14 protein-coding genes and 1 pseudogene are annotated in these 20024 nt (G+C 67.1%); 10 read left to right on the forward strand and 5 right to left on the reverse strand.

Going from position 1 to position 20024, the window contains the following annotated elements:
* Positions 1-15: 15 nt before the first annotated feature.
* Positions 16-1665 (reverse strand): hypothetical protein, encoded by a 1650-nt coding sequence (locus IPG50_39270; GenBank protein MBK6698184.1) that lies wholly within the window; start codon positions 1663-1665, stop codon positions 16-18.
* A 163-nt stretch (positions 1666-1828) separates the two neighbouring features.
* Here IPG50_39270 and IPG50_39275 point away from each other — a divergent pair, with 163 nt between their 5' ends.
* Entirely contained in the window at positions 1829-2371 is a 543-nt protein-coding gene (locus tag IPG50_39275) for a hypothetical protein (GenBank protein MBK6698185.1), read from the forward strand.
* 116 nt (positions 2372-2487) lie between these two features.
* On the opposite strand, the gene IPG50_39280 is transcribed toward IPG50_39275, so the two are convergent.
* Together IPG50_39280 and IPG50_39285 are read right to left on the reverse strand one after the other, a co-directional pair.
* Complete coding sequence (locus IPG50_39280) at positions 2488-4353, reverse strand: 2-hydroxyglutaryl-CoA dehydratase (GenBank protein ID MBK6698186.1); 1866 nt, start codon at positions 4351-4353, stop codon at positions 2488-2490.
* Between the two features lie 10 nt (positions 4354-4363).
* Positions 4364-8122 carry a CoA activase gene (locus IPG50_39285; protein MBK6698187.1) on the reverse strand — a complete coding sequence of 1253 codons (3759 nt, stop codon included), beginning with the start codon at positions 8120-8122 and terminating at the stop codon, positions 4364-4366.
* Between the two features lie 510 nt (positions 8123-8632).
* On the opposite strand from IPG50_39285, the gene IPG50_39290 reads away from it, so the two are divergent.
* Positions 8633-9520, forward strand: a complete 888-nt coding sequence (locus IPG50_39290) for a hypothetical protein (GenBank protein ID MBK6698188.1) — start codon at positions 8633-8635, stop codon at positions 9518-9520.
* Positions 9521-9584: 64 nt separating this feature from the next.
* On the forward strand, positions 9585-10463 hold the full coding sequence (locus tag IPG50_39295; protein MBK6698189.1) for a dienelactone hydrolase family protein: 879 nt from the start codon (positions 9585-9587) through the stop codon (positions 10461-10463).
* Between the two features lie 31 nt (positions 10464-10494).
* On the opposite strand, the gene IPG50_39300 is transcribed toward IPG50_39295, so the two are convergent.
* The gene (locus tag IPG50_39300) at positions 10495-11220 is read right to left on the reverse strand and encodes a hypothetical protein (protein MBK6698190.1); all 726 of its coding nucleotides are present in this window, start codon (positions 11218-11220) and stop codon (positions 10495-10497) included.
* A gap of 469 nt (positions 11221-11689) precedes the next feature.
* Here IPG50_39300 and IPG50_39305 point away from each other — a divergent pair, with 469 nt between their 5' ends.
* The gene (locus tag IPG50_39305) at positions 11690-13741 is read left to right on the forward strand and encodes a hypothetical protein (protein MBK6698191.1); all 2052 of its coding nucleotides are present in this window, start codon (positions 11690-11692) and stop codon (positions 13739-13741) included.
* A gap of 87 nt (positions 13742-13828) precedes the next feature.
* Positions 13829-14422 (forward strand): TetR/AcrR family transcriptional regulator, encoded by a 594-nt coding sequence (locus IPG50_39310; GenBank protein MBK6698192.1) that lies wholly within the window; start codon positions 13829-13831, stop codon positions 14420-14422.
* A gap of 325 nt (positions 14423-14747) precedes the next feature.
* Here the strand turns inward: IPG50_39310 and IPG50_39315 are convergent, their stop codons facing one another.
* Positions 14748-14906: a hypothetical protein gene (locus tag IPG50_39315; GenBank protein MBK6698193.1), complete on the reverse strand. Its 159-nt coding sequence runs from the start codon at positions 14904-14906 to the stop codon at positions 14748-14750.
* 461 nt (positions 14907-15367) lie between these two features.
* Here IPG50_39315 and IPG50_39320 point away from each other — a divergent pair.
* The 5 genes and pseudogenes from IPG50_39320 (at position 15368) to IPG50_39340 (ending at position 20022) form a co-directional block, all read left to right on the forward strand.
* A pseudogene (locus IPG50_39320) lies at positions 15368-16853 on the forward strand (HAD-IG family 5'-nucleotidase).
* Positions 16854-16956: 103 nt separating this feature from the next.
* A complete protein-coding gene (locus IPG50_39325) occupies positions 16957-17685 on the forward strand; it encodes a hypothetical protein (protein ID MBK6698194.1) in 729 nt (242 codons plus the stop codon).
* Positions 17580-18803 (forward strand): tRNA pseudouridine(13) synthase TruD, encoded by a 1224-nt coding sequence (locus IPG50_39330; GenBank protein ID MBK6698195.1) that lies wholly within the window; start codon positions 17580-17582, stop codon positions 18801-18803. Before IPG50_39325 ends, IPG50_39330 begins: the two co-directional genes overlap by 106 nt.
* Positions 18800-19549 (forward strand): MotA/TolQ/ExbB proton channel family protein, encoded by a 750-nt coding sequence (locus IPG50_39335; protein MBK6698196.1) that lies wholly within the window; start codon positions 18800-18802, stop codon positions 19547-19549. Before IPG50_39330 ends, IPG50_39335 begins: the two co-directional genes overlap by 4 nt.
* Positions 19549-20022 (forward strand): biopolymer transporter ExbD, encoded by a 474-nt coding sequence (locus tag IPG50_39340; GenBank protein ID MBK6698197.1) that lies wholly within the window; start codon positions 19549-19551, stop codon positions 20020-20022. The genes IPG50_39335 and IPG50_39340 overlap by 1 nt, the downstream gene beginning before the upstream one ends.
* Positions 20023-20024: the final 2 nt, after the last annotated feature.

Here is a 20024-nt window from a genome sequence, read left to right on the forward strand (position 1 = left end):
CTCAGCGAACCACGCTCAGCGAACCACGATGGGCTTCGCGGCGGCGCTGTACTCGTTGTCGAGCTCGCCGTCGATCAGGCGGAGCGCGTCCGCACCCCAATCGTAGGCATCCCAGTCGAACTCCGCGGCCTTGAGCAACTCGGTGTAGTTCGCCTGCTTGCCATCAACAAGCCGACCGACGAACCGCCCCATGGCCTCACCGCTGCCATCGACCCAGCTCTCGAGGCCGTTGGTGATGATGTCGAGGTCCTTCGACTTGTTGGTCTTCAGGGCGAAGTAGTCCTTCTCGTAGTAGTTGTACGAGACGCAGCCGTTGACGAAAAAGAGTTGATACGACTGCGGCAAGTCACCCTGTCGGTAGCGGCTCGGATCGAGGGGCCCGTAGCCGATGTACGAGTGACCGTTGTAGATGAAGACGTCGCTCTCCTTGAAGGCGCGGCGGTGCGGTGTGTCCTGGCTCTCGGCCTCGACGTACGTGTTGAGCTCAATGACGACGTCCTTCTCGGCCTCGCCCCCGATCTTCACCTTCACGGGCGCTTCGAACTTGATCCAGTGCTTCGCGAGCTTCTTGCCGGCCGCGACGCGCAGCGCCCGCCGATCGCGAGTGCCCGCGGGGAAGCCTGTCTGCTGCGTTTCCCACTTGAAGATGTCGTCGAAGCCACCCGGCACATTGACCGTCTGGCCGCTGACCTGAAGCTTCGTCAGATCTTCAGCCGGCTCGGTGCCGACGAACTTGAACTTACGCGACTTGAAGATCTCCGCGAGGCCCCCGAAGTACATCGGGTACCCGTCGTCGTCGATCGACTCCTTCTGCTCGCCGACGGCCCAGTCGGCCATTTTGCCGTTGACCATCGAGATGACGAGACGGCCGGGCTTCACGCCCCCCTTGTAGAGCCGGTCGTATTCGGGCGCTTGTTTGCCATCACCCTCGTTGGCACGCGCGAGCTTCACGCTGATGGGCACATAGAGGCGCTCGAGCTCACTCTTCGTGACCTGCGTGCGCTTGTTGGTGAGGCTGCGACGTTCGGCGGTGATCTTCTCCTGCTCCGTCTTCATGGCTGCCTTGCAGCTCTCGAGCGAGGGGTTGAAGACGTACCAAATGGAATTCTGGAAGTCGCGGTCGTGGTGCCCGTTCTCGGTGCACTCGGTCAGGATGCGTTCCGACTGCGACTGGTAGTTGCCAGCCAAGACGGCGGCGGACACCGCAGAGCGAATCTTCCGGTCGGCAGGGACCGTGTCGGGGACGACGGCGTCGTCCTCGTAGGTGTAGCGAACGCGCAGCATGTCGCGACCCGGGTCGTTGGGCACCGCCGGATCGATCACCTTGACGTTTTCACGGCGCACGCGCGCCGGGTCGCGCACGAACGCGACCGGGTCGGGCCGCCCCCCGCCAGGCGCCAGCTCACGCGTGTTCACACCGATGTCCGCCGTGCGCAAGGCGCCGAAGGCCGACTGGTTCATCCGCTTGATCGCCGCGTAGATGTCGTAGTCGCTCGCGCCCGGCTCGACGAAGACGTAGCTCGTGAACTTCAGCTTTCGCGGCTCACCGGTGATGCTGAAGAGGTTGTCCTCAGTCGTGTCCTCGGAGGCGTCGCTCGAGGAGCAAGCGGGCGCCAAGGCCGACAGCGCGAGCAGCGAGAGAGCGGAGATGCGTGAGCGGATCATGCCGCCCGTCCCAGCACGAACGATGCCAAGACCTACATCGACTGACACCGGCTCTTTCCAGGGGTTCGCCGCAGGCCTTGGTTCCCAGTGGGCTAGGCCGGATCCACGTTGTTCGATCTTGGGAGTCGCTCACGTGGAGCGCTGTTTCGGTTACCCTCGCACGATGAAATTGACTCGGGGGATCTTCATTCCGCTGGTGGGTCTCGTGCCCGCCCTGGCCGCAACACCAAGCTGCACGAACAGCGATGACACGGCCGTCGCGTTCGACGCCTCCACGCCCGACGTGCGGATCGAAGGCGGCGCAGCGGCCGACGCGAGCGGCGCGGCCGACGCCCCGTCGCAGGTCGTCGACGGCGGCCCGAACGACGCGGGCGTAAGCGACACCGGTGTCACCTCCGACGCGCAGGCCGACTCGGGCGAAACCCCCTGCGATCGGGCTGTCGACGCGGGCGGCGCGGTGGGGTGCTCCTGGCTCAAGGTAACCGCGTGCGGTGGAAGCACGGACTTCCACGCGTTCTGCGGCGCGAACCGACGCGCCAACCACGCGTGGCGCTGCAACGACTCGCCGTTCCAACTCGATGCTGGCGCAGGCCCCGTCGGGAGCCCCGACTACCGCGACTACTTGGTGCATCGCTGCCCCGACGAAGCGTGCCCCACGGACCTGCAGCACGTCTCCTGGCGCTGCATCGAGTGCTGCCCGAAGTAGCGTTGCGTCGCGGGCCGGCGCAGCGCGCGCCTTGCCCGCAGCGCAACAAATGCGAAAACGCCACCGACGGGTGAGCCCCGCGGTGGCGTTCGCGCTGCGCGTTGCGCGACAGTCGACTACTCGGCGGCGACGGCCTCTTGCGGCGCGCTCTTGGCCGCCTGCTTCTTCGCCGCGCGCTCCTCGCGCAGCGCGGCGATGTCCTCCTTGGCCCGCGCCGCGAGGCCCGGCGCCGCGGCGACGGCCGACGACACGAACTTAACGACCATGTGCGGCGAGACCTTCGCCGCCGTGGCGATGGCGACCACGCGATCCTTCATGCGCTCGGTGCGCGTCTTGGTGATGAGCGGCGCGACCTCGGCGACGAGGTCGGCGGCGGAGCCCGCGTAACGGTGCGGCGGCTTGTGCAGCGGGCTCGCGTAGCGGCGGTTCGCCTTCAAGAACGCTTCCACCTGCTCGCGCGTCACGCCGTTCTCTTCGAAGGCCTTCTCGAGCTCGGCGGCCGCCGACTGCTTCGCCTTGAAGAGGAACATCTGCACGCGCGAGTAGAAGTTCACGCGGCCGTCGCCGCTGGTCTCGACGGGGCAGAAGATGGTGCCGGGGAACTTCTCCGCGATGGCCGTCTGCACGCCGTCGGACACGCCGGCGCTCGGCATGCAGCCGAACGGCTTCACGCTCAACGTCATGTGCGCCTTCTGGTGCACGACGTTTTGGATCAGCTTGCCGACCTCCATGTGGCCTTCGCCGCCGCGGAGATCGTTCGAGTAGTACTTGTCCGAGACCTCGGCGAGCGCGTCCATGTCGGAGAGCTTGTAGCCGTAGAGGCCTCCCGAGATCGCGAAGGTGTGGAAGAGCACGCGGACGGCCTTGTCGGCGGCGACCATCATGGCCCACAGCTTGAGCGGTCCAAACGTGCCCTGCCCCTTCAGGCCGTACTTGCCGCCGTCCTGAGCCTTCAGATCCTTGCGGACCCACGTGTCGCGGCGGACTTCCCAGACCGTGTAGAGGATCCACGCGGTCACGAGCTGGATGTCGTCCTCAGCGCCTTCGCCCTCGAGGAAGCGCTGCAGCTGGTAGTTGCCGTCGCCCTCCGTTGTCATGGCCCAGAACTCACCAATGATGCTGATCTTCGGCTTCGCTTGCAGGCGGTTGACGGGGACGGCGTCGAAGAGCGGCTTCGCCTTCCAGAGGGCGCGGAGCACGTTGGTCCGCTCGTAGAGCGCCTTGTAGATGATCGACTTCGCCTGCTCGAGGGCCTTGTCGGTGTCGCCCGCGTTCACCTCGTAGGGGCGAATGCGGTAGCCGATGGCGTTGATGACGTCGCCAGCCACGAGCGCCTTCACGATGGCCGTGAAGAAGGTCGCGTTGAGCTCAAGGCCCGACGCCTCGCCGGTCGCTTGCTCGAGGCCGCCCTTCTGTTGGAACAAGACGACCCGGAAGCCGTCGAAGCCGGCGTCGCGGAGCGCCTTTCGGTATTCGGTCACGTACATACCGAAGCGGCACGGCCCGCAGGCGCCGGCCGTCAGGAAGACGTACTTGGCGATGACCTCCTCCGCCGTCATGCCCTTCTCGTCGCGAAGGTGGCAGAGGAACTTCACCAGGTTGCCGACGGTGAAGTACGTCGGGTTGCACTGGCCGCGGTTGCCGAACTCTTTGCCGAACTGGAGCGCCGCGTTGTCGGGCGGGTCCATCATCTGCACGTTGTAGCCAACGCCGCGGAGCGCGCCTTCGACGAAGTAGTCGTGCGCGATGGTGAGACCGCAGACGAGCATCGTGATGTGCGCCTTCTCGCTCTTCGTGAAGGTGCGGTTGGCCATCTCCTCGATCCATTGCTCGGTCTTCTGATCGAGCCCGAGGCGCGCGCGCTCTTCCGCCTCGAAGGCCGAAAGGGCATCTTCGACGCTGGCGCTCGGCGCCGACGCGCCGCTCCCCATAACCGGCAGCTTGCGGAGATTCGTCTTCGTCGTCGTGTCGTTCGTGTTCATCGTGAGCTCCTCACTCCGCTGCGCCAACTTCGGCGATGACGTTTTCTGCATGACTGCCGGCGTGACCGCTGGTGTGGGCCGTTCGCTGGGCCCGTGGTGCGTCGATGCGAACGATGCCTTCGGCGGTCTTCTTCCCGAGGCGGACCATGCCGCTCGCGGGCGCTTCGCTCGCCAGCTGCGCCTTCTGCGGGGGCGCATAAGCCGCGACGCGCTCGCCGAGCTCGGCGATCTCGCGGAGCAACACGGGGTCTTGCTGCTTGCGCGCGGCAAGCTGCGCGTCCTTCGCGACCAAGAGCTCGAGGCGCTTCTGGTCAATCGAGTGGGCGAGCTGCGACTTGCGATTCGCGACGTCCTCGAGGCGCTCCTGGTGGAGCTTGAGGGCGTGGGCGTAGGTCTTCACGCGAATCTTGATGGAGCCGCCCGGCTTGTTGGCGTCGATGTCGTGGAGCGCCGCGTAAGGCGTCTTGCTCTTCTCGATGATCGAGTCGACGAGGCCGTAGGTCGGCGCGTCGTGACCACACTTGAACGACGAGAGGTCGAGCACCACGACGTTCGGGTGGTGCGCCGCGAAGGCCGCGGCCCACACCTTCTGCGCGCTGTTGACCGAGTAGTTCTCGGGCCACACGTGGTTGAGCTCGAGGGGCGTCTTGATGAGGCCCTTCTGAAGCTCCTCTTGGTAGAAGCGGTCGAGGTATTCGCGGCTCTTGGGGATCGAGCGGATGCTCAAGATCGGGTACCCCAGGAGTTGAAACTCGTCCGGGATGCCATGGTTGAGGCCCGGATCCGAGTGGTACGGCCGGCCGAGGAGCAGGATCGCGATGCGATTCTCGTGCTCCACCGTCTCGAGGATCGCGCGGCCCTTGTCCTCGACATCTTGGTCAAAGGCGCGGAGGGCGCGCCAAGCTTCCTTGCAGGCGTGATCGTTCTCGTCTTCCGTGATTCCTAGGCGCGGGCCCCAGACCTCGAACATGCGCCGCGCCAGGAGCGCCGGCTCCTCGAACGACAGCGCCGTGTCGATGTATTCGATGCCGCGCGTGGCGAAGAAGTCGACCTCCTTCGTGAAGGCCGCCTTCATGACGTTCGGCGCGCCCGCCACGATGGGGCACGAGGCGTTGTCCATCGTATCGGCGACGAACGACGAGACGTGGGTGAGGCACGGGAAGAAGATGTACTTGAGGGCGCGCTTCGGCGGCTCGTGTTGGTGGAAGAGCAGGTTGTGGATGTGCGCCTGCGCGACCTTTGACGGGTAGCAAGGATCGATGGAGCCGTATTTCCCGCCCTCGACCCACAGCTCTTCAGTGGTCTCGTCGGAGAACACGACGTTCGTCTTCGGGAGGCCGACGGCCTCGAAGTACGTCCGGAAGAACGGCCCCGTCGAGTAGAGGTTCAAGACGCGCGGGATGCCCACGCGGACGCTCTTGCGCTTCTGCCAGGCCTCGTCGCTCGAGCGCTCGAAGGCGCGAAAAACCTCAACGCGCCGGATGCCGAAGAGCCCTTTGCGCACTTCGACGGTCTTGACCGGCGTGCCGCGCGCCGGCATCGGCTCGAACTTGAAGAAGTGCGCGAAGGCCTTGTTGGCCTCGTAGGCCACCATGTTCGGGTACTGCTTGGCGACCTGCTTGCGCTCCTCCACGAGGTTGAGCATCGCCTCCTTCGACTCGACGGTGCCCTTCTCGCAGGAGAAGCCCGCGATGTAGCGGCTCGTCGAGCCGTCGGGGCGCTTGGTGTCGATGAACGTGCGCTTGCACTCGTTGGGGCAGAAGTGACAGACGGTCTCCTCGTCGTTCTTCGTCGTGTATTCGAGGTCGAGCGTCGCCTGGAGGCCGATGTACGTGGAGCTTCCCTTGCGCTTGACCACACGCAACGTCTCCATCGCCGCGCCAATGGCGCCAGCTTCGCCGGTGTGCGGGTGCACGAAGACCTCGGCGTTGGGCACGCGCTCCTTGATGTAGTCGACCTGCGCCTTAACGGCGGCGAGGTTGTATTGCGTGCCGCCTTGCAGCACGAACTTGGTGCCGAGGGCCGCCATGCGCGGGATCTGAACGACGTATTGCCAGACGTTCTTTGGGAGCACCTGCGCGAGGCCCGCGAGCATCTCTTCCTTGGAGAAGCCCTCCTTCTGGAAGTTGACGCGGTCGGTGTCGAGGAAGACGGCGCAGCCGTAGGAGAACTTCGGCGCCAGCTCGGCCTTGAAGGCCGTATCGGCGAACTCCGTCACTCCGACGCCGAACTGCGCCGCCGTCGCTTGAAGGAGCATGCCGTTGCCAGCGGAGCAGCTGTTGGAGAGGCGGAAGTTGGCGATGTCGCCGTTCTTCATGAACAGGACCTTGATGTCCTGGCCGCCGATGTCGCAGATGACGTCGACGTCGCCGAAGAAGTGCACCGCGCTCATCATGTGAGCCACGGTCTCGACGATGTTCACGTCACTCTGCACACACTCTTGGAGCACGTCGGCCGCGTAGCCGGTGGCGCCAAAGCCCATGACCTCAAGCTTCGCGCCCTGATCGGTCTCGACGTAGTCGCGGAGCTGCGTGAGCAGGCGCTTCGCGTCCACGATGGGGTTGCCCTCGGAGAGCATGTACGCCTTCTGGATGATCTTCCCGCTCGCGTAGTCGACGAGCACGGCCTTGCTCGACGTGCTGCCGCCGTCGAGGCCGATGACGCCGCGCACGGTCTCGCCCTTCTCGAAGCGCGTCGGTTCGAACTTGGGAATCTTGTAGAGCTCACGGAAGGCGTCGAGCTCGCCTTCGTTCTTGGAGAGCGGCGGGCCCGCCGACTCACCGAGGCGCGCCTTGCGGCCATTGGTCATGTATTGGCGCAGGCCGTCGAGGGTTGTGTCGAGGACGCCGACGGAGGCCTCTTCGTGCATGCCGAACATGACGGCGCCGAAGGCCGCGTAGTACTGGGCGTTCTCGGGGACGAAGACGAGCTCCTCGATGGGGACGTCTTTCGGGTAAGCGTAGCCGCGCTCGTCCCAGGTCTGCGGGATGCGAAGGCGCCAGCAGTCGACGAGGAACGGGAGGTACGTGTTGGGGCCGCCGAGCAAGAGCACGCGGTGGCGGAGCGTGCTGCCTCGCGTGAGGACGCTGAGGTTCTGGAGGACGATCGCGTCGGCGAGCGAGCAGAGGATCTCGTTCGCCGGGATGCCGCTCTTCACGAGGTTGACGATGTCGGTCTCGGCGAAGACGCCGCACTTCGCCGCGACGTGATGCAGCTTCGACGCGTCGAAGCGGAGCGTTGTCACGAGCTCCGGCGGCGCGTTGACCTTGAGAAAGCATTTGTCGATGGTGGCGCCGGTGCCCGACGCGCACTTGTCGTTCATCGACGCAATGGCAGTCTTCTGGCCAGCCTTGATCTCCGTCTCGCCGTCGTCGCCTTCTTTGGGCGCGGCCGCGGCGGCCTCCTTGAACATGATGATCTTCGCGTCTTGCCCGCCGAGCTCGATGACCGAGCCCACGTCGGGATGCTTGTGCTCCACGGCGAGCGTGACGGCGTTGACCTCCTGAACGAACTTGCCACCGGTCGGAGTGCAGAGCGGGCCGGCGCCGGAGCCCGTGAGGAACATGCGGAAGGAGCCCGGACGCTTCGCGTTCTCGGGGAACGACGCGAGGATCTGCTCGAGCATCGAGAGGACGAACTCGGGCTGCTTGGTGTTGTGCCGCTGGTAGTCGCTCCAGAGAATCTCGTTCGACTTCGGGTCGACGACGACAGCCTTCACGGTCGTAGAGCCGACGTCCATGCCGATGGCGAGCGAGCGAACCTCGGACATGCGGAACTCCTCTGCGCGGGTGCCCCGGGCGCCGGGGCGACTAGACGCGCGTGTCAGTCGGGAAGTCGTACCGGCTTTCTGAAGGTGCGCAAAGGCAAATCGACCCCGCTGCGGCGAGCCCGAACGCCCATGACATCATGCATTTACGTTAGCCGACCGGCGCAACCTGTTGGGACCCTGGGAGAATCCAGGCGGACGAGGGAACTGACACGCATGTCAGTTTCGGGCGAAGCTCATCCGTGCGCGCCCCGCCGATGGCGTGCTGATGCGGACGCTTCGGCGCAAGACGGCGGGGTTCCCGTGAGCGGCCCGGAGGCGACAGAACCATGGCCCGGGCGCCACATGGTTCGCATCTTCGCCGGCGGACGCGTCCGGTCCCGATCGACGAACGGGCGCAAGGAAAGCGCGACCGGCGGCGTAATTCACCGTCTCGCGGTGCCGGACCGGGGCGCCCGACCAGGTTCGGCGACGGCGAACGACGATGGCACTGCGCGTGAATTGATCGCGGGCATGACCTCGACCCCCTTCGCTCGCACCACGCGCTCCGTCGTAAGAACCTTCTCCGCCCTGCTCGCGCTGATGCTCGTCGCCTGCGCGGCGCCGGCGGGCGACGCCCCGTCCGATGAGCTCGAGGATGATGACGAGGCTGCGCTAACGACCACCGCCGACGCGGTGCTCTATCTCGGCGTCAACTCCGCTTCCATCGCGCACGAGACAGGCGGGCTCGGCGCCGAAGCGCCGCTCATCCTCGCGACGGGGCGCAAGCCCAACGCCACCGCATCCATCGGCGACGCGATCGTCGATCTCACAACGGACGAAGGGCGCGACGCCTTCGTCGCGTCACTCGGGGCCATCGACGCGAGCGCCCGCGACTGGCTCCTCCGCTTCCTCCGTTACGCGCCGGCGACGGGTCGGGACGAACTGGCGCAGCTCGTGATGTTGCTTCGCGACGCCGACCAGGGTCGCATCCGCATTCGCCGCGTCGTCTTCTCAGGGCACAGCGGCGGCCTCGGCCTCACGGGCGAAGCGCCCGACGACGCGACGCTCCAGTTTGACACGCTCCCCTTGCTTCAGCGGCTCTACCCACGGGCGCTCGGGGCCGTCGAGCACCTCGCCATCTCGGCGTGCAATACCGCGCGCAGCATCAACGACGGCACCTGGCTGTTCCAAACCTACCGCGACATCTTTCCCCAGGCGCGCACCATTTGGGCGTACCGCGGCACCTCTCCGACGATTCCCGGCTCGACCGAGCACCTCCGCGCATGGGAGCGCGCGACGCGGCCCGGGGCAGACGCCACGCAGACCTTGGAGAGGGCGCGACGCTCGCTCGCCGCAAGGGGCGGCAACTACGGTCACGTGCGCGTGTGGCTCGAAGGCGGGCGCATCCTCGGCGAGTGATCCCTCAGCGCGCCCCACTGGGGCGACGCTGCGTCGCCAGCCTGGATCGCGCTATAAGCGCCCCATGATTGACCTCTCGCGCCGCACGTTCGTCTCGTCTTCGCTGACCGCAGGCTTCGCGCTCGCCGTCCAACCGGTCCGGGCCGACGCGATCCGCACCGACGACAAGGGCCTTTCCACGCAAGTCGTGCAGCTCAAGACCACGAACGGCCCGATGCCAGCGTTCGTGGCCATGCCCGACGGAAAGGGGCCCTTTCCTCTCGTGCTCGTGGTGCAAGAGATCTTCGGCGTCCACGAGTACATCAAGGACGTCTGCCGGCGCTTCGCCAAGCTCGGAGCCATGGCCATCGCGCCGGAGCTCTTCGTGCGCCACGCCGACGTCAGCAAGATGAGCGACATCCAAGGCATCATCAAGGAGGTCGTGTCGAAGGTATCGGACGCACAGGTCATGAGCGACCTCGACGCCGCCGTCGCGTGGGCCATGACGTCGGGCAAGCTGAAGGCACCGAGCACGTCGGAGAAGAACAAGCCCGTCGCGCCCGACCCCGTCATCGGCATCACGGGCTTCTGCTGGGGCGGGCGCATCACCTGGCTCTACGCCGCGCACAACCCGAGGGTGCGCGCCGGCGTCGCCTGGTACGGCCGCCTCACGAGCGACGTCACCGGCAACCAGCCGAAACATCCGCTCGACGTCGCCAAGGATTTGAAGGTGCCGGTGCTCGGTCTCTACGGCGGCAAGGATCAAGGCATTCCCCTCGAGGCCGTCGAGAAGATGAAGGCCGCGCTCCGCGACGCGAAGTCGGCTTCCGACATCCACGTTTATCCGGAGGCAGGGCACGCCTTCCACGCCGATTACCGGCCGAGCTACGCCAAGGACGCAGCCGAAGACGGTTGGCGAAAGCTCACCGCGTGGTTTAAGAAGAACGGCGTCCTCAAGGCGTAGCCGCAGGCCGGCGTAACGCCGGGGGCGTAGGTCAGCCGGGCCCGCAGAACTTGGGCGCCACGACGAGGTACGCGTCCTTGGGCGCGCTCGATCCGGACGGCGGCAGGCAATCGCCTCCAGGCGCGCCGACCTTGATGTTCCCGCACGCCGACAATTGCTCGCTCACGGCCGACTTGCACACGGAGCCGGCCGCGGACTTCTGGCAATCGGAGAACGGCTGAAACGAGACGGTCCCTCCGCCGATGCAGGAGCTGCAGGCGGCGCGCTGGCATTGGAGTGCCGCCTCGTAGGCGTACCCGCAGCCGGTCGGCGCCATGTCGTTCGCGACGGCCGCAATGCAACCGGGGATGTTGACCGTGAAGTACGCGCGATTCGCGCGCCAGACGATGGGGCCCTGCTGGGCGTCGGCCTCCGTCGACTCCACGCACGCAGCGCACTTCCCATGGGCTGCCTTGAAGTCGTCGCACTTGCGTTGGTCAACCGCGCCGGCGAGGCACGCGTCGAAGAAGCCGGAGAGCTCCGCCGCGCTGCACGCGTTCTGGGCGAGCTTCGCGGGCTTGGCGACGGCGGGCTTGAACGCGTCCACGGCGGCCATCTCGCACTTGGGCCCCTGCGTCGCGCCGGGGTCGAAGCTCGCCGCCGGCCCCGACTCCGCTTGCCGCTCCGGCGCCGGCGCAAAGACGCTCTCCTCTGGCCCGCCGCCGCTGCATGCGACGAGCCCCGCCACGAGCGCACCGATCACCACGACCGAGGGCACCGCTGCCAGCCCGCGCTGCGCTCGACGTTGATCCAGATGCGGCGCGCTCGGCAGGGCGGCAGGGTTTGCGGGAGGGTTGTGCATTTGGGCTAGGGCGCGAAGTGCACGAACAAGACCATGCTGCACTTGGCGGTCCCAACGCAGGTTTCTGACGGGGCGGTAACGGGAGCCCGGATTGGGCTGAGGATGAAATGTCGCTGTGGGTGAACATTGATCCACCGCCGCGATCCACCCACTGGTCGAAAAACTGGTCTCACCGGAATTCCTATGATGCCCGCGGACTTGCACGGAAGTGGGGAGGATCGCGAATGATTCGTCGCCCCCAGGCGACGACCCGTGGTGTGAATTTCCATCCGGTGCGAACAAGTGGGTCCCCAGCCCCGTTGGCCCCCTCCGTGCACGTTGAGCGGCGTCGGGCCTGCCCTCCCGACACAAGCGATCTCCCCTCACCCCCCCTTTGCGAGGCACCATGCGTCGACGCCGCCAGCTCCTTCTCCCCGCGAGCGCCATCGGAACGATTGCCCTTCTCGCCGCCTGCTCTGCAGATGGCTCGAAGGACGACTCCATCCAGTCGGCGCATGTTGAGCTCTCGCTCTTCAAGGCCGACGGGTCTGCCGCTGGGAAGTGCTCGGCCGTCTTGATCACGCCAACGCGCGCCCTCACGGCGGCGCACTGCGTCGTGGGCAAGGCTTCGTGGCGCGTCATGTCGCCCAAGGCGCAAGTCAGCGCCACGGCCAGCCGCGCGTACGCCTTCGACTGGCAGAACACGACGCTCGCGCAACCTCAGTTGCACGACCTCGCGGTCGTGATCCTCGACGCGCCGATTCAACTTCGTGAGTACCCGAGCATCGCGGCCAAGGGCGTGGACGCGGCGTCGGCGGTCCGCATGCGTCGCGTGAACGGGGAGTTCGAGGGCGTGACGACCTCCGCGACGTCGGGCAAGGCGACGGGGTTCGCGAACCACTACGCGATGAAAATCGCGAAGGGCGAGAAGATCGATACGGGTGGCGCGCTCATGTCGGCCGACGGCCGGACCATTCTGGGCATCGTTCACGCGCAGGGCGTCGAGACAGGGACGCTCTACGCGACGCGTACCGACGTGGTGGGAAGCTGGCTCGTCGGCCGGGCCACTTGCTACACGAAGATGGCGGCGGTGTCGGCCGGCGTCGCTTGCTACCAGAGCGGCTCGGGCGTCTGCTTGGAGCACGGTCCCGACTGCCCCAACTCGAAGCGTGACGCCGAAGGCTCGCGCGGCGACGCCGGCAACAACACCGGTACGGGTACTGGAACGGGCGGCTCCACCGGCAGCGGCGGAACGACCGGCGGCGGCTCGGCCGGCGGCACGGGCGGCGGCACGGGTGGTGGTGCGGGCGGCGGAACGGGCGGGGGCACGGGCGGTGGAACCGGCGCGGCTGGCGGGGCGAGCGGCTCTGCGGGCACCGGCAACGGCGGCGGCGCCGGCAGCGGCGGAACGCCGATCTCCAACACCGGCGGCCAGTACTGCGACGGCAACGGCGGCAACGGCCACCTGATTGGCGTCGGCGGTTCCAGCGGCGCGCCCGGCACGGTCGGCGCGGGCGGCGCGGGCGGAGCCGGTGGCAGCACCGGCGGAGCGGGCGGCGCGGGCAGCACTGGAGGAAGCTCCGGCGGGCCCGGGACGATCGCGGGCGGTGGCGCAGGCGCTCCGTCCGGCTCGGCGGGCGGCTCGTCAGGCGCGGCGTTCATCGGCTCGAGCGGCGGCGTCGGCAGCGGCTTCAGCAACCGCGGCGAATGGATCGGCATCTGCTATGGCAACTGCCTTCCGTCGTCACGGGACGGGTCGGGCGTGACGGGCGGCGGCGGGGCGGGCGCGCCCGGGGTCGCGGGTACAGGGGGAACCGGCGCTGGAGGCGGTTCAGGCTCGCCGGGCACGCCTGGCGGGGGCGGCTCCGGAACGGGCGCGGGCGGCAGCGCCGGCGGCGGGACCGGTGCGGCGGGCGGCACGAGCGGTTCGCCGGGCACGGTGGGCGGCGGTGCGGCGGGCGGCTCCGGCAGCGGCTCGGGCGCTGGTAACGGAGCCGGCACTGCGGGCGGTGCGAGCGGCTCACCGGGCACCATCGGCGGCTTCGGCTTCGGCGCTGGCTCCGGTCCCGGCGGCTTCGGCTTCGGGGCGGGCGCCGGCGGCTCGGCCGACGGGTTCGGCCTCGGCGGTAGCGCCGGTGCCGGCGGGAGCGCGGGCGGCTTCGGCTTCGGCGCTGGGTCCAACTCGGCGTCGCCGGGGACCCCGGCTGGTGGCGGGGCGGGCGGCGCGACGGGCTCGGGCGACGGAACGAGCGGCGCCGGCGGAGCGGGCGCCGCGGGCGGCACCGGCGTCGGTGCTCAACTGCCCATCGGCGGAGGCCTCGCGGTCGCCGCACCGGGCTCCTTCGACGGCCTCGGATGCCAGGCGTGCACCGACCGCCACATGTTCTTCGGCGACCTCGACCTCGGCCTGGGCGATGTCGGCGGCACCGGGGCGGGTGGCGGTACGATCATCAAGTGACGACTTGCTGACGACGCTGCTGACGTGACAGCAGTCGTGTTACGTGTCGCCCAGTCCGCGGAACCGCGGGCTGGGCGAACGGCTTTTGTGGACAAGACCGAACGGCGACAGCGACTGCTGAACCACGCGCGAGACGTCTTCGCGCGGCGCGGCTACCACGCGACCAAGATCGAAGACATCGTCTCCGCGGCGGGCGTTGCCCGTGGGACGTTTTATCTCTACTTCGAAGACAAGCGCACGGTCTTTGAGGAGATTGTCGATCGAACGCTCGCGCGAATCGCGATGGCGATCCTTCGCGTAGATCCTCAAGATTCGGCGCGCTCCGTAGCCGATCAAGTACGTGAGAACATCCGGCGTATCGTCCGAATCTTACTGGACGATCGCGCCACCACTAAGATTCTGCTTACGGGTGCGCTCGGCGTGGACGAGGCGTTCGACCGCAAGCTCCACTCGTTTACGGACGAGATCGCGAAGCTGCTCGCCGAAAGCCTCGCCGACGGTCAGGCGCTGGGCCTCATTGTGCCCGGTGACGTCTCGCTCCTTGCCTGCATGACTCTCGGCTCGCTGAAGGAGCTTCTCTACCAACTCGTGCTCCGCGAGTGGGCGATGCCCGAGGAAGTCGTCGTCAACAGCCTATTCGCGTTTCTCGAGGGCGGCCTGCTGCGGATGCGCCTCTCATAGGCCGATTTCGTAGGCCCGATTTCACAGCTGAAACCTCTGCGCAACTCGTCCTTGCAGTTCTGCACGCATGGCCTCGGCAACCGCGTGAGATCGCGACCGGCGGCCGTTGGCCCGGCAGGTGCATTAGTTCACAACGCGGCGCTCGGGGCTTCCCCCCGGCCCTGGGCGCCGCGATTCTTTCTGCATGCAGCCACGCCTGGCCGCCAGCTCGCCAATTCACGGCTTGAGCCGGCAGGCCGGCCGGAGCCGGTGCACCGCACAAAACAAAGCGAGCCGCGCCCAGTAGGGCTGCGGCTCGCGACAACGCGACGTGGCTGCGGACGACTCAGGCGGAGCGACGCGCCTTCATGTCTTGCTCGTAGCGGAGGATGTCGCCGAGCGCGTCGACCATGGCGAGGGCCAGTTCGCGACGAATCGGGGCGCCCTTGCCGCGCGTCTTGATGTCGCGCTGGGGAGCCTTCCGGGCGGGGGACTTTTGGGCCACTCGATAGCTCGTTCGCATAGTGGGAAATCGGTACTCGACTTTTGCTCAAGAGGCCCATTTTTCTTCGCTCCGAACCTCACTTAGGTGGGATACGCGGCGCGTCACGCTCCTGAGATTCAAGGCGCACGACGGGCAGCAACGATTGAAAACCAGATAAGAAATACGGCTCGCCCGCTGCGGGGGGCGTCGATCGCGGCCCTCCGCCTTGGCCTCCGATTCCGTCGTCGAGCAAGATTTGGGATAAGCTGACGGCTCGCCTTCCGCCGCACCCATCTCCTTCGTGAGGGCGCCCGAACACGTTGAGCTCCGAGGAATCGACCCCCGACACGCGCGAGCCCGAGCCCGCTCCGAGCGAACCGTCTCTAGAGCAGCTCGCTCTCCCGCTCGACGAATTCCTCTCCCGCGGCGCCGGCCCCGGGATCGCGCGCGCCCAGCGCGTCTTCTGCAACCGCGACCTCCGCATGTCGCAGATCGCGGGCCGGCTTCGACATGGACTACACGCTGGCGATCTACGACCAGCCTGAGATGGACCGCCTCAGCATCGAGGCGACGATCAAGAAGCTCATTGGTCGTGGGTATCCGGATTTCATCGCCGAGGTCCCTCACGCGCTGCACTTCCCCGTGCGCGGCCTGCTCATTGACAAGCGCTACGGCCACATCCTCAAGATGGACCGCCCAAGCACGTCTGTAAGGGCTTTCGCCGGGTTTCGCGAGCTGTCGAAGGACGAGATCCGGGCGCTCTATCACTCGAAGAAAATCCGCCCCGCAACGCCGCGCTACCACTGGATCGATACGCTCTACGCCCTTAGCGAAGCGTCGCTCTACGCAGCCCTCGTGGACGCCCTCGAGAAGCGAGGCCACGCCATCGACTTCGCGCGAGCCTTCTCGGACATCCGCGAGTGCATCGACGAGGCGCACCGCGACGGAACGATTCTCGATGCCGTCGCGTCGGACCTGCCGCGCTTCGTGAAGCGTGACGACGAGCTTGCGCCTACGCTTCACAAGCTTCGCAGCGCGGGAAAGAAGCTGTTTCTGCTCACAAACTCTCGCTGGTCGTACACCGATCGGATGATGAACTACCTGCTCGGCGGCGCCATGAGCGAATACCCGTCGTGGCGAAACTTCTTCGACGTCGTGGTTGTGGCGGCGACGAAGCCCGCGTTCTTCCAAGAGCGCAGGCCGCTGCTCGAAATCGACGGCGTCGCCTCGAGGCCGGCCACGTTCCCGCTCGAGCGAGGCAAAGTCTACCAGGGCGGCAACCTGCCCGACTTCGAGCGCGCGCTGGGCGTGTCCGGCGATCAGGTGCTCTACGTCGGCGACCACATCTACGGCGACATCTTGCGGTCCAAGAAGGACAGCGCGTGGCGCACGGTCATGATCATGCAGGAGCTCGCGACGGAGATCTCGGCGTACGAGTCGTGCCGGGAAGACTCCGAACGCATCCAAGAGCTCGAAGACCAGCGGGAGCGGCTTGAAGACGAGCTCCGGTTCTACCAAGGCCGCTTCAAGGAGGTTTCTCGAGCCATCGGCGGGCGCTCGAGCTCGCTCGCCGACGCTCCTTCGGTGACCAACCTCGATGCGCTGCGCGACCGACCGAGCGACAGCTCCTTGCGCGTGGCCAACGGCAAGTCGGCCTCGACGCCACTTGTGGAGCTTGAAGCCGAACGCCTCAGAGCGAAGCGCGCCGTCGATCAGGTGCGGGGCCGCCTGCGCCAGGTTGACGCCGAGATCGAGATCCGCGCCCGACGGGTGGACGCTCGCTTCCACAATTTTTGGGGCTCACTGCTCAAAGAAGGCAACGAACAGTCGAGCTTTGGCGCGCAGGTCGAGGAGTACGCTTGCCTCTACACCTCGCGCGTCTCCAACCTCCTCGCGTATTCGCCCCAGCAACATTACCGGAGTCCCCGTGACGTGATGGCGCACGAGATCGAGCCCGGCGAAGGCTGATTCGCCGGCTTTTTCCAGGCGCGCGGCCGCTCGGCGGGGCTCGCCTGCGAGGGGACCCCAACGAGACGCAGACGCCGCGGCCCCCTCGGCTACTGAACAAGGCATGAAGGTTCAGTTGTCGCCTCGGTTGTCTTGGGGTTGGACCCGACTCGTCCGCGCCCGAGCTCTCAACGTGGGCGCGCTCGCTGCGGGGGCCCTCTTGACCGCGTGCGGCGGGAGCGTGCAGCTCGATGACCTGCCCGTCGGCGCGACCGGCAGCATCGACGGCGGTTTGATAAGCACGGGCGGCGGGTCGGGCTCGGGCGGCGCGACCGGGAGTGGCTCAAGCAGCGGCGGGGGGGCTGGGGCCAGCCCGGGCTCGCCCGGCTCGACTTCGCCCGGCCTGTCGACGCCCGTCGACGCCGGGGCGCCCTCGGTCATCGACTGCGATGGCACCAAGTGCAACAGCGCGACACAAGACTGCTGCGTCACGCAGCAGGGCGCTTCCTGCGTAGCCAAGAACGGAAGCTGCGCGGGGGTCCCGCTGTCTTGTTCGAGCGGAGCAAGCTGCGGCTCAGGCAATGTGTGCTGCTTCGATCTTCAGGATCAGGCGGCGAGCTGCGTGCCGAAGGCCCAATGCGGCGGCGGCGGTGGTGGGCCAGGCGGCGGACCGGGCGGTGGGCCCGGCATACCTCCGAGCAACGTGGTGCTGTGCGCGAGCGACGCGGAGTGCCCCCAGGGAACACGTTGTCGCGAGGCCCCGGGCGGCCTCGGCTTCAGCATCTGCCGGCCGCGCCGTGGCGGTGGCGGTGGCGGTGGCGGCGGCGGCGGCGGCGGCGGCGGCGGCAACTGACAGCGAGATTCACGCGCGCCCGTGTGACCGTGGTACGGCACCGGCCCGTGGCGACCTTCAAGAGCACCCCCGAGGACTTCCTCGTTGACGAGATTCCCGCCTACGCCCCCTCGGGCGAAGGCGACCACCTCTTCGTGCGCTTCCGTAAGCGCGGCCGCACCACAGACGAGATCGTCACGGCCCTCGCGCGCGGCCTCAACGTCCAGTCACGAGACATCGGCGTCGCGGGACTGAAGGACAAGGTCGCGGTGACCACGCAGACAGTCTCGGTTCCGCGTCGACCGGAGCTGGAGGCGCGCCTCCGCGATCTGGTGATCCCGGGCTTTGAGCTCCTCGAGGCGGCGTGGCACAAGAACAAGCTGAAGACCGGCCATCTGCGAGGCAACCGGTTCACGGTCGTCGTTCGAGACATCGACGACGTCGACGGCGCCGAGCGCCGGTTTTCCGAGATCGCCAAGAAGGGCGTCCCCAATGCCTTTGGGTCGCAACGCTTTGGGCACGGTCAGAGCAACATCGCACGGGCCCAAGCTTGGCTGCGCGGAGACGACCGCGGTCCCCGCGATCCAAAGGCGCGCCGTTTCCTGTTTTCGGCCTGGCAGTCGAGCATCTTCAACCGCGTGCTCGAACTGCGCATCGCCGACGGCTCCTGGGCCGGGGTTCTGCCCGGCGACATCCTGGTGAAGCACGACTCGGGCGGCATCTTCCTCTGCACTGACGCGGCAATTGACCAACTCCGCGCGGATGAGCTTTCCGTTTCAGCCACCGGCCCCATGATCGGCGAGAAGATGCGTTTCCCGGAGGGTGCAGCCCGCGCGATCGAAGACCGGGTCATCCGAGAAGCGCTCGAAACGCTCAAAATCGCCGATGCCACCGAATTCTTCAGCCGCCACGCGACGCTCGGTGAAGGGACGCGCCGTCCGCTTCGGCAGATCGTGTCGGACCTTCAAACCTTTCGGGAACATACGAACGCCCTCCGCGTTCAGTTTGTGCTACCCAGTGGCGCCTACGCCACGACAGTTCTGAGTCACGCTATCGCGGACCTTACCGAGGATCGGACCGACGACCGGCCGCCCGCCAGCCAGCCAAGCCAGATGTCCAGCACGGAGCTCTCTTCATGAACATGATTGAACGGGTGAAGAACGCCATGGTCGGCGCCGGCGCGACCTGGGTCCTCTGGCTGATGCTCCTCCTGAGTGTGGTTTCGCTCGCGATCATGCTCGAGCGCGCTTGGCTCTACTGGTCGCTCCGCGACGACATCGCGACACTGATGCGCGAGCTTGGTCGCCTCTTGCGCGCCAACGACTACGAAGGCGCGAAGAAGCGACTCGAGGCATCGCCGAGCGCTGAAGCGGCGGTCGTCATGGCGGGCGTCGTTGAATCGGATCTCGGGGCCTCCGCTGCCGAAGAAGCGATGGCCGGGGCCAGCGCGCTCCAGAAGCTCAAACTCGAGCGACGCCTCGCCTTCCTAGGCACGCTCGACAACAACGCGCCGTTTATTGGTCTCTTGGGCACGGTCATCGGCATCGTCGGCGCCTTCGAAGAGCTCAGCAAGGCCGGGGGGGGCGCGCCACAAGCAGGCGCCGCCGCGGCCGCGAGCCAGATCGCGCCTCAGGCCGTCATGACCAACATCGCCGAGGCGCTCGTCGCCACGGCCGTCGGACTCCTCGTCGCGATCCCGGCCGTCGCCGCCTTCAACGCGTTCCAACGCATCGTGAAGACCACGCTCGCGAACACCGATGCCCTTTCGCACGTGCTAATGGCTCACCTGAAAGCCGAGACGCCCGCCGCCGAAGGCGCCGGAGCAGGCAAGGCGCGCCCAGAGAGCAAGCGCCCAGCCCGCGACGGTGACGAGGAGCGAAACTAATGGCTGGCGGCGCCCGCGAAGGCGGCGACGACGCCATTACGGAGATCAACGTCACGCCGTTGGTCGACATCGTCCTCGTGCTCCTCATCATCTTCATGGTGACGGCGAAGCTCATCGTTTCGCAGTCGGTCCCGCTCGATTTGCCGAAAGCCGCGACGGGCAGCGAAGTGCAGGTCGTTTTCAGCGTGGTCTTGGCCGCCGACGGCCAGACGCAGGTCGACTCAAAGAGCGTTCCGAACGACGACGCCATCCTCGCCTTCGCGCGCGAAGCACGGTCCAAGAACCCCGAACTTCGCGCCGTGATCAAAGCCGACAGCGCCGTCGCCCATGGCCGGGTCATCAAGGTGCTCGATCTCCTCAAGCAAGCGCAGATCTCGAAAATCGCCTTCGGCGTCAGCCCGATTGCCCCGGCCCCTGGCGGGGCGCTCCCGTCGGTCGTCGCCCCCACTGGCCCCGGCGCCCCGCAGCGGTAATC

The organism is Myxococcales bacterium (assembly GCA_016703425.1).
GTDB lineage: Bacteria > Myxococcota_A > Polyangia > Polyangiales > Polyangiaceae > JADJCA01.

Excerpts from the sequence above, each read along its gene's own strand:
- IPG50_39270 (MBK6698184.1), bottom strand. The coding sequence starts at position 1,665 with ATGATCCGCTCACGCATCTCCGCTCTCTCGCTGCTCGCGCTGTCGGCC.
- IPG50_39275 (MBK6698185.1), top strand. The coding sequence starts at position 1,829 with ATGAAATTGACTCGGGGGATCTTCATTCCGCTGGTGGGTCTCGTGCCC.
- IPG50_39280 (MBK6698186.1), bottom strand. The coding sequence starts at position 4,353 with ATGAACACGAACGACACGACGACGAAGACGAATCTCCGCAAGCTGCCG.
- IPG50_39285 (MBK6698187.1), bottom strand. The coding sequence starts at position 8,122 with ATGTCCGAGGTTCGCTCGCTCGCCATCGGCATGGACGTCGGCTCTACG.
- IPG50_39290 (MBK6698188.1), top strand. The coding sequence starts at position 8,633 with ATGACCTCGACCCCCTTCGCTCGCACCACGCGCTCCGTCGTAAGAACC.
- IPG50_39295 (MBK6698189.1), top strand. The coding sequence starts at position 9,585 with ATGATTGACCTCTCGCGCCGCACGTTCGTCTCGTCTTCGCTGACCGCA.
- IPG50_39305 (MBK6698191.1), top strand. The coding sequence starts at position 11,690 with ATGCGTCGACGCCGCCAGCTCCTTCTCCCCGCGAGCGCCATCGGAACG.
- IPG50_39325 (MBK6698194.1), top strand. The coding sequence starts at position 16,957 with ATGAAGGTTCAGTTGTCGCCTCGGTTGTCTTGGGGTTGGACCCGACTC.
- IPG50_39335 (MBK6698196.1), top strand. The coding sequence starts at position 18,800 with ATGAACATGATTGAACGGGTGAAGAACGCCATGGTCGGCGCCGGCGCG.
- IPG50_39340 (MBK6698197.1), top strand. The coding sequence starts at position 19,549 with ATGGCTGGCGGCGCCCGCGAAGGCGGCGACGACGCCATTACGGAGATC.